The sequence below is a fragment of the Candidatus Palauibacter sp. genome (assembly GCF_965216145.1).
GTDB lineage: Bacteria > Gemmatimonadota > Gemmatimonadetes > Palauibacterales > Palauibacteraceae > Palauibacter.
Window position 1 is genome coordinate 4118360 of sequence record NZ_OZ244149.1, and the last position, 13346, is coordinate 4131705.

Here is a 13346-nt window from a genome sequence, read left to right on the forward strand (position 1 = left end):
ACCCGGGCCGCTATGGTTGGTGCGCCACCGAGCGGACCTTTATGATCCGGCGCGGCTGTCGGAGGAACCGCCGGGACATCGGGAGGCACGCGCATGGAACGGAACATCGGACGGATCTGGGTGGCCCTGCTGGTCGTGGCGCTGGCTGTCGTCGTCGTTGTCCAGGGCGATTCCCTGACGCCGGTCGAGGTAGAGGCGGGAGAAGGACCGTTTCTGACCGCGCTCGTGCAGTTGGGCATCCTCTACGTCGTTGCCCTGTTCGTCGAACGCTCGCTCGAGGTTCTCATCAAGGCGTGGCGCCAGGGCGGGAAGACTCGCCTCGAGGAGAAGGCGCGGGCGGCGGAAGAGAGTGGCAGCGCGGCGGCCGAGAGCGAGTTGCAGGAATACAGGGGAGGCACCCAGAAGCGGGCGCTTCTCGTCGGTTTGACGCTGGGAATCCTGGTATCTCTGTCCGGTGTTCGGCTTCTTGGCCCGATCTTCGAGTTCGGCGACGCGGCGGCGCCGTTCCAGCAAGCTGTGTTCCAGTTCACGGACATCATCTTGACGGCTGGGCTGATCGCCGGCGGATCGGCGACGATCCACGAGTTGATGGCGCTCATCGACGATTTCCTGAAGGCCAGCCGAAGACGCGCGAAGCAGTAGTGAACCCGGCGACCTTCGCCGCATGGTGGCCTTGATCCAGCAGGAACCCGACCGGCGGAACCGCTAACGGATTCGAGCGGGTTCGGGGCTGCTCAGGAAAGGGAGGTTACCATGCAAGGAGAGACTGGTTCGGTTTTGGGGCCACCGCCCGACGTTGGCGCGCGCCGCCCGTCGTACGACCCGGATTGGTACGAGAAGATCGAACGAGCAAAGCAGGCTCGAGAGATCGGTGAAAAGCTACAGAAGAGCGCGCGGAAACACAAAAACATACATGGAAATGCCCGAAAACATGACTTCCGAGAGAAGAACTCCCCTGTACGAGGCGTACCATTCCAACCGCTTCAAGCGCGAAGGTAGCGGCGTCGGCGTCGAGGTGCGCCGCGTCGATGCCGGCAGTGGAGGCCCGGGTCCGAATCGAAGCGTCGAGGGTCTCGACCTCGGCTTGTAGGTGGGCGGTTTGCTGCCGCGCGGCTTCCCGGAGGGTACCAGCATAAGCGCCGAAACAGCGTCGGCACGGCGGCTTCGCCCGCGCGGACGCAGCTCGCGCGGCCGAGGAAGGCGGGCGGATTCCGTACGGAGACGACATCTGGAGAGGACCCGTCGTTGTGGTCGATGATACGGCGCGGATCGTGCGAATCATCGGACGCTACCAGGGAGAAGACGAGCGAGACGACGCGTTGGAACTGATGTCGATGTCGATGCGCTTGTTCGCCGTCAAGCCATTCCGGGTGCGGCACGGTCACCGAGCGTGTCGCTGATCCATTGATTCAGACTCTTCCCTTCGGCGGCGGCGGCGGCGGCGACGTTCGCGTGCAGCTCGGACGGGATGCGCACGTTGAACCTCCCGGAGTACCGGCGTCCGGGCTCGACGCCATCCTCCTCGCACATCTCGAGAAACACCCTGAGCGATGCCGCGCCCTCCCTCTTGAGACCGGCGACATCGCGGGCGTAGAAGTCCGCGCCGCCGTTCAGGCCGACGAACTCGCCCCGGAACATCTCGATGTCGGGGTCGAACTGGACGATGGCCCGGTAGCCGTCGATCTCCATCGTGTTTCTCACGGCTCCACTCCGTTCTCCCTCAGCCAATTTCGAATACTCGCCACGGCGCCCTTGTCCGTATCGGGCGAGGGATGCGGACGGTGGAACACGCGCCGCTCGCCAAACAGCCTCACGCCGATGCGGGACCCCTTCCGTTCGCTGATTTCCGCGCCCAACTCGGCAAGCAGCGCCTCGATGTCCCGCCACGGTATGTTCGCGCTGACGGGATGGCGGAATATCAGGGCGAGTGTTCTTCGATGCTTGCGCCTCACAACGTATGGTACCGAAAAACGGTACCGCACGTCAACGGGCGGACCATCGTAGCTAGAGCGTTTCCGGTTCTGGCGCCGACCCTGCCTGAGCGTAGGCCAGCCGGAATACCGTATCGCCCAGCCAGCGTTTGAAATCGGTGTTGTCGACGAACTGCTTGAACAGCTCCGTGTCGTCCTTCATGATGCTCGTCATCACCCGCGCGAGCGCTCTGTCATGCTCGATCCGGGCGTTCTCGCGGTCCGAGTTCTCCCGGGCGTTCTTGAAGGCCGTGTCCTGCGCCACCTTGGCGGGGATCGTCTCGGTGATCATCTGGCTGACCCGGTCGGCGTGCTGCCAGTCGATGCCGCCGAACAGGTCGTTGAACTGGCCGATGATCGCCGACAGGCGGTCGATCTCGACGTCGCCCTTGCCCGCGCCCCCGACGCCCGGCACGGGGTCGATCTCGGCGTCCTCGTCCTCCAGCATGATCTCCCGTATTGCGCGTTTCTCGACCCGGTAGCTGTCCATGTCGATCTCGAACCGCCAGACGGAGTGGCACCAGAACCAATTGCACGAGATGGGGTTGGGGCCCGTGATGTTATCGGCGACCGCGCCGAGCGGATACGGGGCGCGCCTGACCTCGGCCCACCACTCAACATCCGCCTCGGACCATCAAGGATGCCCCTCGGAAGACGCCCAGGATGGTGCTGCACGCCACCGTGGTGAGTGCGATCGTCAGCGCTGCCCAGCGCACCGTGGTCATCCGACGTTCATCTGTCACGGCCGGTTGTCATGATCCCCACCGGAGGCTGTCAGTGGCGACGCTCAAATTCCACCATGACCCGATGTTCGGAGCCCTCTCGAGGGGAGACGGAGCCCTCGATGACGTTCTGGTCCACCTGTTTCCCCTCGAAGTACTGTCGCACCGCGCCGTTGTCTTTGAAATCCAGTCTTACCTTCGCTCCGCGGCGGGATCCCTCCACGGTCCACACCTGTGGGGGCCGGCGAAGCTCCGGCGGCGGAGTGGGGTCGCTGAACGTCTCCTTCATGATCGTTCCGGTCACCGCCCCGTCCGAAGTCTCCGTGACTCGCAGCGTCCACCTCGGCGGAAACGGCCACGACGTGACGGGCTCCTCATTCGGAAAACGACGCACCCATGTGCCCGTGATCGACCCATGGGAAGGATCGAAGAGAACTCCGCAAGCCTCGACCGCCGAAATGCTCAGCATCAGACAGATCGCCAGCATGCGCCCCCGATGGGCCTTCAGCCGAGTGCTCTTCACGGCAGGATCTTCATTTCGTATTTGATCACTCGTGGGAATGGCACCGTCGTCTGGACGTAGAGGTGATCGTCGGGTCCCAGAGTTGGGCCGCGCGCTTCCTCTGAGTCGGGGAACAGGAGCCGGGAGCCGCGGAATCCTCCGTCTGGAGCAAACGTGGCGACCCAGAGGCCGCGAGCCGGCAATTCAAGCTGCTCGTCCGGGTCGGTCATCACCCGATAGAAGACCACGACATCGCCGTTGCGGCGTTGTCCGAACCCACGGGCTGCGACGGGCACGGTGCGATATTCGATTCCACCTTCCATCAGTTCAGAGCGGCCGGCCAGGCCGGGGAAGAGCTCCGTTCCTCCGCTCACCACGGCGCCGTCCTCCGCGATGCGCCAGAGCCCAACCTTGGGGCTGGCGAATCCCAAGCCAGATGCAGTACTCCCGAAGGCTCCCGGATCACCAAAGCGACCGATCTCGGCCTCGCTCTCGGTGACGCTCAGGATCGGTGTGCCGAGCTCGCCCGCGTCCGTGACTTCCCAGGCGACATCCCCCACCGACATGCCAAGGCGAGTGACCGCGAGCTTGTCTCCGTAGGCGTGCGTGCCTTGCGGACGGAAGTCGAGCTGAAGGGTGGTCAACACGACGCCGGAGCTGTCAAACACTGTCACTCTGCCGGTCGCACCGTCCGTGACGGCCAGATCCCCGTTTCGAGAGACCGAGAGGTGTCGCGGCCGGATGAACTCGCCGGGCCCCTCACCGGACCCCGCAGCAATGAGGCGTTCGAGATGACCGGATGGTGAGAAGACGACGATCTTCTCGTAGTCGGCGTCGTGTACGAAGATTCGTCCCTGGTGATCCACGTCAAAGCCGACGATCGCGGACAACACGGCCCCGCCGTACCGCAGTTCCTGATCCGTGAGGCGCCGCGATGAGTCGGCGAGCGAGCCCCAGCCGAAGCTGCCGAGTTCGTTGAGCGCGTAGCGCGCCGGGCTGGCGGTGGTGACTGAGCCGTCACTCGATCCGCACGAAACCAGGGGAAAGACGAGCAGAGCTGCGAGGAGCCTGGAGCCCGTAGATGTCACGACGCAGCCTCCGAACGTGTCTGGCCTGGCCACATGCGCGCTCCTGATTCTCCGCTCTGTAGTCAGGCGAACGGCTCTTGAAATCGTCAGATCCTTCCGTGCTACCGCCGCTTGTACTCACGGTAGTCCACGCTGTTCCAACGACTTCATGCCGCCGCCGACTCACAGCCGCAACTCCCAGCTCCTCGGGTCCCGTTGCTCTGCCGTCTCTCCGGTCTCTCCGTGCCAAGCGAACCATTGACGGGGCGAGGGCATCCTAACGATGAAAACGTGAGTGGAGGCAGAGTACGGTCGCACATCGCTGCTCCGGTGGGTGCGAGACAGTGAACCTTTGGAGAGAATCTGAAAAGGGAGGAATTCCGTGCTGACCGCAACGGTTTCAATGACGGTGTCGGTGATGCTGGGAGCAGCTTTGGGGCCATGCCAACCCGGGTATTTTGCGGACTATCCCGGCGCAGAGGTTCGCGAAGCCTTGTTTGTTGACAGCGATCTCAGTGAGGAGCAGTGCCGCTTGCTCGAAGACATGACGACGGCGCTCCATGAAGAGATGAGATCGATGACTGCCGAGTGGGCGTACAAGCCAGTAGAAGAACGCCGTCAGAAGGTAAGGGAGCTTTACCATCAACACGCTGTCAGGGCGGCTACCATCGCAACCGAGGAGCAGGCAGAGCGTATCGCGATCAATCTCGAGGGATGGAGGGAGAGGCTGGTTGGCAAGCCACCCACCCCTCGGGCTTCCTCGGATACGGCGTTCACCTACAGGTGTAGCGATGGATCTCCTCACGATCCAGCGCGTCACGCTCAACGCCAATGACCCAGTCCGCTCCCCATCGCTTGACGTCGAGGCCGGCCGGGAGATCGGCCGCGGTGACGGTTCCGCTCGGGTCCACCTTGATCCACGCTCGCGAGGACGCCGTGTTCACCCGGAACTCGCCGATGGCCACACCGCCATCCGACGCGGCGACGACCACACCGAAGCTCGGCGTGGTCGTGTGGCGAGCGATCCGTCGTTGATCTCGCTTCAGGTCTTCCAGGGCGGGAACCTGGCTTGCATGCCGGTACCTCTGGCTGAGCAATTCCTCGAGGAGCGGGTCGGACACCGGTGAGGGAGTGGCGGAGGATCTGACGACCGCCTGCAGATCGCCTCGAGCCGAGTACTTGCGCATCTCCCACTGGGCGTCATCCGCGATCCAGACCCCATCGTATGCGGCCGCGATGTGGAGGCGTCTCCCGAACGGAGGCTGGGTCACCTGCAGGCTTCCGTCCTGCTCGAACAGGGCAAGCTCCTCCCCGGGCCACGTACCGACGGGGTGTACGGTGCCTCCGGCCGGAGGAATCGCCACGATCTCGACCGCCGGGCGCGCCGTACCCTCCACCGGGGCGAGCGATGCGAAGAACACCGCGATCACCGAGCCGTTCTCGAGCATGCCCATGGGTCTCGGCGGAACGGGATTCGACGCCGGGTCAACGGCGCTCGCGGTCGCGAAGCCCCGGACGAACCGGCCGTCCGCGTCGAGAATGGTGACGCGCCGCAGGCCGATGTCCGCCGCCGCAAGGGAATCCGGTGGTCTGGAGGCCAGCCACTCGAGACGCCCGAATTCCCCCGGGCCGTTACCTGTCCCGCCCCACGTGGAGACGTGTCGCCCCGCGGAGTCGAATACGACGATCTCATTCCCGCTTCCGTTCACGACGGCGACACGACCCTGCGACAACACCTCCACATCCCTGAGGTCGGAAAGGACGTACGCATCGTCGTCTTCGCGACTCCGAATGACGAGGTCGGACTCGCAAGCCAATCTGTGTCGCTCCACGAGGACGTGGGGCGACGGGCCGAGCTCGATGACCCGCACGCCGGCGCTGTCGAAGACGGTGGCGATCGCGGCATCCGCCATCAACTCGGCATCGGAGCGGTCGTCCGAGCAGGCCGATACGAGGGTGAGCACGGCCGAGGAGAAGAGCAGACCTCGTCTCATTGATCACAACTCCGATCGAAGGCAAGAGGCACTGGAGCCGGAATCGGCCCAACAGGAGACTGCCCTTGGTGGACCATTCCAACCGGCCAAACGGTTGCCCTTCGAGCGGTGCACGTTGTTCATCACGCGCTGCTCGAACGCTCGGCTGACCTCCGCGAACACGCTGGCGCGCGAGGGGCTACGGCTCGGCAAGCTCGTCCAGGATGTCGGCGATCTGCTCAAGTGCGGCCGCGTAGCTGTCGGCCCCTTTGCCTCCCTCCGGGACGACGGCGACCCAACGCTTCTTGCCGATCTGTTTGACGTGCGAGCCCATGCACTCCTGCAGCGCCGAGCGGACGCTTTCGTTCCAGCCTTGGCCGTTCTTGAAGACCCACTTCCTGCAGTCCAGCCACATCGGTGTCGAGTCGCACTCCTCCCACAGGTCCGAGTTGATCCCCAGCCACACGCCGATCCTGTAGCGGCGACCGAATCGTGAGTATCTCCCATAGCCGTACGAGCGCGGCGTCGGACGCAGCCCCTTTGTGTCCAGCCAGCCCGACGTTCTGCCGATCTTGGTGACCCGCTCGACGAGCAACTTTCCGGGGCGTCTGGCCTTCTCCTCCCGATCCTCGGCGAAGCGCACCAGCCCCCTGAGTTGTCCGAGTTCCGCAAGGCCTGGCGCCGAACCCTCGAGCCGTCCTCCCATGCTGTCCAGCAGCGTCATCCAGTCCGTGATGAAGAGGTGCTTCCCTGTCCCGCGGATCTGGACGCAGCGGGATCCGACATCGGAATACGGCATGCCGCTATCGTCGAGCCTGCGGAGCAACTTCGGCCAGAGTTCCTCCACTCGCCGGGACGGGGCCAGGAACATGAGGGCCGTGACTCCCTCCGCAGGAAGCCGCTCCAGGTAGCGAACCGGCTGATTTCGAGTCAGCCCCGCGTAGAACTTCGCTTCGATGAAGAGTCGTTCCTCTCCATCCTCTCCCTTCTGCAGCACGTCAGGGCGCCTCCGCTGCAGATCTACGGCCTCGGTCTCGAACGTTTCGTGGGACAAGGGCAGGTCCGGAACCGCCCGCCGCACCAGCTCGTTCAACCCCCCTCTCGAGGCGGGGTAGTGGTTGAGGATGTACGCCAGCGCCTCCACGGCGACCTCTTCCATCCGCGGATGGAACCACCAACTCAGCTGCGCCAGCAGCGACCTCGACATCTCGGTGTCATCCATGCGTCCCTCGCGAGTCCTTCCCTGCACTGACAAACGGGCTCCATCCCAAGCCGTCCGCGACCGGTTCGGCGTGAGCGCGACTTCTCCCGGGTGTAGCAGCTAGCGCGAGGCGGACGGCTCCCGGAACGAGTGGGGCGCGTCGGCGAGGAGAGCTTCCCATCCGTCGTGCAGCCCTTGCCGAATCAGCCGGTCTCTCTCGGAGGCGAGCTTCATCAGGGACAGCATCCGCCTCGCGAGGGCCTCGAACTGGGCGAGGTTGATCGCCATCGGGTTCCAGCCGTATAGCGCGGTCTTCAGGATGTTGGCGGATGCCAGCAGTCCATGGGTGAGAGCCAGCATCTGTTCTCGCTTCAGTCTTTCCGGGATTCCAGCCTCTCCGGGCTCCGGGCTGGCCGCACAGGCTCGCACCCCGTGGTAGGCCCCCAGGATGACCTCGGCGATGGCGGGCGAGATCTTCATGGTCAGGAAGTGCCGGAGGTCGTAGCCGCTGCTGTACATGTACCGCGCGACATGTCTGACGGGCACCGGATCACCCCCTTCCTTCAGTGTGAATCCGGGCTTCGCGTCTACGAGCTGGAACGGTGCCAGGAAGGGTGGCGGGAGCCCCCTCGGCGTGAAGATGTCCGAGAATCCGTGGACGACCACCTTGACGAGCGCCTCGAGAGGGTTGTGCGTGCCTGCATGATGCGGGTGGTCGAGAATCCGCCAGGCGCCTGACTTGTCGATGAAGGTGCAGCTGCCGGCGATGATGTCACGTACCCCGAACAAGAGGCCGAGCAGAGGATCGTGGCCAGGAGAGGCCAGGCGGTGAACGTTCGGTGTGAGTCCGACCTTCGGACTGACGACATCGTAAGGCACCTTGGCCCAGTGTTCCGCAACGGTGGTCAGCTCGGCGATCCACTGCTGAAACGCGTGGCGCTCAACTTCGTCCGGGCCCCGCATCGGCGCCAGTTTCTTCGATTGTTCCTTCATCCATGCCGTCAGCGGGCTTCCCCGCTGAGGCTGTCCCTTGAACATCCCGCCGGGCGTCGCGACGAGCAGGTAGTCCGTCACCGCGCCGACGAGCACGGCCAGCGCGACGACGCCGTAGTCCCAGCGGTCCCACGGGGCGGGGACGAACTCCGCGTCGAACCGGTCCCGGATCTCGGCCGCCAGCTGCGGAGGCACCAGTTGCTCGAGGGGATCCCGGGTCACCTCGATCCCGTGATCGGTGATATACCGCTCCACATTACGGAGATACGCACCCCAATTCTCTCCCAACTCCGGCGGCGCGACGCTCCGTGGTGTATCGGTCGATCGCTGGCGAACAGTCTTCGTCTCCCGAGCCGAAGGCGCTGGCCGGTCCGCGGCGTCGACGGCCAGCTCCTCGGCACCGGGGCGTACCCGGCCGGCTTCGGCGTACAGCTGCGCAATCTGGGCATCGAGATGTGACAGATCGGAGGACTGCCGGGCGGATTCCGATTCCAGGCCGGCGATCTGGCCTTCCAGCGTTCGCAGGGCGCCATGCAGGGCCTCCAGCTGGAATCGCTGGGCGAGGGCCGCCCACTCAGCTTCCTTCCGCTTGCGCTGGTTCATCGCGCCGCGTGACCGGCCGCCTCCGCCTGCAGGTCGCGCTCGAAGCCGCTCGCTCGCTCGCGAAGCCGGGCGAGCGCGCCGGCTGACCGGGACAACAGGGTCACTTCCCGGGACAGCCTGTCGATGGCGACGCGATGCCTGTCCGTCTCCGTGGTCAGGACCGCGACACGCTGGCCAACGAACGAGATGTCCTCGGCAAGGTTGATGATGGCCCCCTGGTGGATGCGCAGCACCTCTTGCAGCATCAGCTCCCGACGGGAGGCCTTGCTCCGCTCCGATCCACCCAGGACCCACCGGACGCCCTTGTACGCGGCCCCGCCGGCAACGATGGCCACGCCGATTCCGGTGACCATGGCGGACAAGCCCAGCACGCCCCCCAGTCCAAGGGCCGCGAGTCCTGAAACGATGCCGGAGGCGCTGAGGCCGGTCACACTGCCGCTCAGGTAGACCGCGGAAATCGGGACGCCGACCGACGTCGCATGCGCCGCCGTCGCCTTCGCCGTGTTCACGATCTGGGAATCCGACACCTCGCCGTCGAGGATCTTTTCCTCCTTCAGGCACGTGTCCTCGAGGAACGCGACCTTCTCCTCGTCCAGCTCGAGCATTCCGGCCAGCTGGCGGATTGCGGGCTGCTCACGGGCGGAGCTTTCGGAGGTGGCGCGCCACACCCGTATCGCGTCCTTGATGAGTGAGAGCCTCAGGGCCAGCGCCGTGTCGGACATCCCCGAGGGAACGAGTCCCAGCATACGCGCGATCTGCGCTTCGGCGTCCAGGCTCTGTGGGTCCTCGAGGTACGATCGAACGGCCTGACGCACGTCGGCGTTGCACCCCACCTGCGTCATCAGCACCTGCATCTCGCACAGCTCGCGTTCGTCAATCTGGCCATCGTCGAAGTGCACGAGCCAGACGAGCACGCTCAGGTAGCACTCCTTGAGCTCATCCGGCAGGTCTTCGACGATGACGTATTCCGCCGGCTGCGTGTCCTTCCCGGTTCCGTCCCGGCCGGAAGCCTTGCGGCCGACACCGGGGAGTTTCCCGGCGGTCGCTGTGACGGCCTTCAACCCGGCCTGAACCGAACGAATCCCCCGTTCCCGGATTTCTGCCCCTGAAGCCATTGATCTCCCGGATTGGCGAGGTGCTGGTCGAGGCACCCAACTGTTGAGAATAGTGGGTCGCCGCGCTCGCGGACCAGCTTGCGCTTTCGAGGTGGACGCCGGCACATGGCGGACCGGGCCGCACGGATAGCGCATCCCCAGCCAAAGACACGACCACCAGCGTCGGGACCGCTACTTGTCACTTGACAGGCGACAACCTGGCATCGCCGGTTTCGGTATCCGGCAACTGGCGTGTGACCTTCCGGTTCGAAGACGGCGCGGCGGTCGATGTGGACTACGTGGATTATCAGTTAGGAGAGTGCCGATCATGGCCATGCACAACCCGCCGCATCCGGGCGGCATCGTGAAGCGGCAATGCCTCGAACCCCTCGGTTTGACCGTGACCCGGGCCGCCCAGGGCTTGGGCGTGACCCGGCAGGCGCTTTCGGAGTTGGTGAACGGGCGAACGGGGATCTCGGTCGTGATGGCGATGCGGCTGTCGAAGGCCTTCGGCTCCACGCCCGAGACCTGGCTCGGGATGCAGATGGCCTACGATCTCTGGCAGGCCCGCGACCGCGCCAGCGAGATCGTGGTGGAGCGCTTTGTGGACGTGCGATCCAGTTAACTGGCGGTCACACGGCCGCTCAGCCGCCTCCAGTCCAGTCGAAGCGGACGTTCAGCGCCCGAAGCATGGCGAACGTGTTGCCGTGCTCGACTTCGAACTGATCGCACACGTCAGGCAGCTTGATCTCCCTCCGGGACCCCGGCGCACTCTGCTCGTTCGTCACTACGATGGCATCGTGAACCCGTGCATAGGCGACGAGCCAACCGTCTGCTCCCGTAGCGAACTTCGCCTTCGCCTGGTCGAAAAACCTCGGATGCCGTTGAACCCACAGCATGATGTCCGTATAGGCACCCACCACCGCGCCGGTGTCCACCGGGACGAAGAACCCGTCCGGGACTTCGTCCCTCACCCACCGAACGAGATCCTCCGTCTTGTGACCCGCGAGCAGTTCGCTGCGAACCCTGTCGACGCTGAAGACTCGGGCCTCCCGGTGGTGATGCACCACGCTCTTCCAGAAGCCGGGGCAGAGGTCGAACGCGTAATACAGATTCTTCGCCGTGATGAAGACATCCGAATCCACCAGGTAGGTCCGAGCCATCATCATGGGAGATCCACGCCCAGGCGTCTCGCGTACTTCTGGAAGGATCCTCCGCGCAGCCCGGTCAGATCATAGGCCTGCTTGAATCCGATGCGGCCCTCCATCGCCGCACGCAACACCTGGGTCGCGAACAGCTCGCCGACGCGCGTGTTCTGGTTGTTGTAGAAGTTCCCGCCCGTCGACTTGGTGCCACTTCTGCGTTCTCGATTCACGTACTCTTCGTAGAAGTCGAAGAAGGTGCGGCGGTCAACGAGATTCAGGTCGAGGGCTCGGCGGGCGGCGACTATGGGGCTCACCTTGAATGTCCGCGCGAGCGCCTCGAACGGACTCGCCTCCCGCCTGACTCCCTGCCAACGTGCCCTGACCTCCCGTTCCGGTGCGAGCAGCTCCGCCGCCGCTCGGTTGCACCAGTCCTCCACGTCCGTGCCGCCGGGAAGGAGCGTTTCAAAGCCGGAGAGCCCTTCCCTGCCCGACCAGATGTGCGCCAGCTCGTGAGCGAGCGTGAACATCTGCGCCGACTTCGCATCCGCACCGTTCACGAAGATCAGCGGCGTGTAGGGGTCGGTGAGCGCGAAGCCGCGAAACTCCTCCACGCTGAGCCGGCGGTAAGTGTTGTTCCCCACCACGCCGTTGATCACCGCCATCACGCCGAGTTTCTCGATCGCTCGGCGCAACTCGCGCACCGCGTCCTGCCAGGTGCCGACGCCGGCTGCCCATTCGCCATCGAGGCCGAGCGACCGTCGCATCTCTCGACCCACGGCGGCGGGGTCATCGGCAAGGCGGGCGCTCGCCACGAAGGCCAGGGGTTCCGCGTCGTTCTCGACGAGGGACTCCCTCAGCCACTCCTGCCGTCGTCGCATTGTATAGAGCGTGTCCAGCAGGTCGGGGCTCGGCCGGCCTCTCACGGGGCCCGCCACGGTGCGATAGTCCGGAACGGGGAGGCGTTCCACGGGGGGCTCGGGGAGTAACAGGTAGCCCAACGGCGTATGCGTAACCTTGGCCAGCTTCTCCAGCTGCTTCAGCGTCGGCAGTCTTTCGCGCCGGACCCAGGCTTGAAGCTGCGGCACGCGCGACGCGAGGTCTCCCACGTCGTAGCCGGCGCGTCTGCACGCCCAGCGAAGCATCTCGGGAGGCACGTCAACGCGAGTCATCGCACCATCCTCGCGGCAGCACCCGGTCGCGTGCCGACGCAGGCCGCACCATAGCGGTCCAGCTGCGCGCTGGCCCGCCTCCCCTCCCTGCCCTCCAAGGGAGCATGCTTCATGGCTCAGACCTCCTGGCGACCGCGGATGCAAGTGGGGCGAATGCCATCGCGTCATGAAGTAGCGATTCGACATACCGACCGCGCGTCCAATCTACGGCGTTGGGACCAGCTCGTGGAACCTGCTTGACGCAACATTTCTGTAGTAACATTAATTCATGCGGATCGAGTTCGACGAGACGAAACGCGCGGAGACGATCAAGACCCCAATGAACGAGAACGACGACTCTACGGTCCGAGGTCTTGATCCGGACACGGCACCCGACCTCTCGAAGGACGGCTGGCCTGAGAAGTTCGCCAAGGCGCCCGTACGCCGGGGCCGTCCTCCGAAGGCGCGGCCGAAGGTGTCCACCACCATCCGGCTGTCTCCCGAGGTCATCGACCACTTCCGGGCTGGAGGGCGCGGTTGGCAGACCCGGATCGATGACGCCCTCCGCGACTGGATCAAGCAGCAAGACGCTCGATGAACCGTTCCCCGACACGGACGTCAGAACGATGGGGACGATCAGGGTATCGGTGGCCAGCATCGGATCCCTGGTGTCGTAGTACGTGACCGGACGCGTGTCCACGACGGCCTCCGCCAGACCGAGCCCCGGCGGCGGTTGAGCGCGCACCGTGACGCAGCCGGCCGGTCCGACGCTCCCGAGTCGCTCGGCGTATGCCCCTCCCGGGGATGTGAAGACGGCCTTCACCGGTCCGTGCCAGACGCAGCCTTCGGGTCGCAACGATTGGAAACCACCTCGCCCCTGCCCTCCCAGCACCGGTCAACGCTCGTCGCCGGTTCATGACACGCCGGA

Annotated in this window: 16 protein-coding genes; 5 read left to right on the top strand and 11 right to left on the bottom strand. The window is 65.0% G+C overall.

What is annotated here, in order from left to right; genetic code table 11:
* Positions 1–93 precede the first annotated feature (93 nt).
* Entirely contained in the window at positions 94–642 is a 549-nt protein-coding gene (locus ACOOHF_RS17745) for a hypothetical protein (RefSeq protein WP_420462738.1), read from the top strand.
* A gap of 271 nt (positions 643–913) precedes the next feature.
* Entirely contained in the window at positions 914–1090 is a 177-nt protein-coding gene (locus ACOOHF_RS17750; protein ID WP_420462739.1) for a hypothetical protein, read from the top strand.
* 266 nt (positions 1091–1356) lie between these two features.
* On the opposite strand, the gene ACOOHF_RS17755 is transcribed toward ACOOHF_RS17750, so the two are convergent.
* The 5 genes from ACOOHF_RS17755 to ACOOHF_RS17775 all read right to left on the bottom strand — a co-directional run bounded on the left by ACOOHF_RS17755 (position 1357) and on the right by ACOOHF_RS17775 (position 4315).
* Positions 1357–1701 carry a type II toxin-antitoxin system HicB family antitoxin gene (locus ACOOHF_RS17755; RefSeq protein WP_420462740.1) on the bottom strand — a complete coding sequence of 115 codons (345 nt, stop codon included), beginning with the start codon at positions 1699–1701 and terminating at the stop codon, positions 1357–1359.
* Positions 1698–1952: a type II toxin-antitoxin system HicA family toxin gene (locus ACOOHF_RS17760; RefSeq protein ID WP_420462741.1), complete on the bottom strand. Its 255-nt coding sequence runs from the start codon at positions 1950–1952 to the stop codon at positions 1698–1700. Before ACOOHF_RS17760 ends, ACOOHF_RS17755 begins: the two co-directional genes overlap by 4 nt.
* A 52-nt stretch (positions 1953–2004) precedes the next feature.
* Positions 2005–2418 (bottom strand): hypothetical protein, encoded by a 414-nt coding sequence (locus ACOOHF_RS17765; RefSeq protein WP_420462742.1) that lies wholly within the window; start codon positions 2416–2418, stop codon positions 2005–2007.
* 326 nt (positions 2419–2744) lie between these two features.
* A complete protein-coding gene (locus ACOOHF_RS17770; protein ID WP_420462743.1) occupies positions 2745–3215 on the bottom strand; it encodes a hypothetical protein in 471 nt (156 codons plus the stop codon).
* Entirely contained in the window at positions 3212–4315 is a 1104-nt protein-coding gene (locus tag ACOOHF_RS17775) for a 6-bladed beta-propeller (RefSeq protein ID WP_420462744.1), read from the bottom strand. The genes ACOOHF_RS17770 and ACOOHF_RS17775 overlap by 4 nt, the downstream gene beginning before the upstream one ends.
* Positions 4316–4643: 328 nt before the next feature.
* Between ACOOHF_RS17775 and ACOOHF_RS17780 the strand changes: the two genes are divergently transcribed.
* Positions 4644–5096 (top strand): hypothetical protein, encoded by a 453-nt coding sequence (locus ACOOHF_RS17780; protein ID WP_420462745.1) that lies wholly within the window; start codon positions 4644–4646, stop codon positions 5094–5096.
* Here ACOOHF_RS17780 and ACOOHF_RS17785 read toward each other — a convergent pair.
* From ACOOHF_RS17785 to ACOOHF_RS17800, 4 genes are all read right to left on the bottom strand, one after another.
* A complete protein-coding gene (locus tag ACOOHF_RS17785) occupies positions 5035–6255 on the bottom strand; it encodes a hypothetical protein (RefSeq protein ID WP_420462746.1) in 1221 nt (406 codons plus the stop codon). The genes ACOOHF_RS17780 and ACOOHF_RS17785 overlap by 62 nt on opposite strands.
* Before the next feature lie 178 nt (positions 6256–6433).
* Entirely contained in the window at positions 6434–7456 is a 1023-nt protein-coding gene (locus tag ACOOHF_RS17790; protein ID WP_420462747.1) for a hypothetical protein, read from the bottom strand.
* 99 nt (positions 7457–7555) lie between these two features.
* Entirely contained in the window at positions 7556–9031 is a 1476-nt protein-coding gene (locus tag ACOOHF_RS17795; protein ID WP_420462748.1) for a hypothetical protein, read from the bottom strand.
* Positions 9028–10092 (bottom strand): hypothetical protein, encoded by a 1065-nt coding sequence (locus ACOOHF_RS17800; RefSeq protein WP_420462749.1) that lies wholly within the window; start codon positions 10090–10092, stop codon positions 9028–9030. Before ACOOHF_RS17800 ends, ACOOHF_RS17795 begins: the two co-directional genes overlap by 4 nt.
* A 361-nt stretch (positions 10093–10453) precedes the next feature.
* Here ACOOHF_RS17800 and ACOOHF_RS17805 point away from each other — a divergent pair, with 361 nt between their 5' ends.
* Positions 10454–10750 carry a HigA family addiction module antitoxin gene (locus ACOOHF_RS17805; RefSeq protein ID WP_420464396.1) on the top strand — a complete coding sequence of 99 codons (297 nt, stop codon included), beginning with the start codon at positions 10454–10456 and terminating at the stop codon, positions 10748–10750.
* Between the two features lie 19 nt (positions 10751–10769).
* Here the strand turns inward: ACOOHF_RS17805 and ACOOHF_RS17810 are convergent, their stop codons facing one another.
* Positions 10770–11294: a DUF4411 family protein gene (locus tag ACOOHF_RS17810; RefSeq protein ID WP_420462750.1), complete on the bottom strand. Its 525-nt coding sequence runs from the start codon at positions 11292–11294 to the stop codon at positions 10770–10772.
* The gene (locus ACOOHF_RS17815) at positions 11291–12439 is read right to left on the bottom strand and encodes an ImmA/IrrE family metallo-endopeptidase (protein WP_420462751.1); all 1149 of its coding nucleotides are present in this window, start codon (positions 12437–12439) and stop codon (positions 11291–11293) included. The genes ACOOHF_RS17810 and ACOOHF_RS17815 overlap by 4 nt, the downstream gene beginning before the upstream one ends.
* Positions 12440–12707: 268 nt before the next feature.
* Here ACOOHF_RS17815 and ACOOHF_RS17820 point away from each other — a divergent pair, with 268 nt between their 5' ends.
* Positions 12708–13016 (top strand): BrnA antitoxin family protein, encoded by a 309-nt coding sequence (locus tag ACOOHF_RS17820; RefSeq protein ID WP_420462752.1) that lies wholly within the window; start codon positions 12708–12710, stop codon positions 13014–13016.
* The last annotated feature ends 330 nt before the right edge of the window (positions 13017–13346 follow it).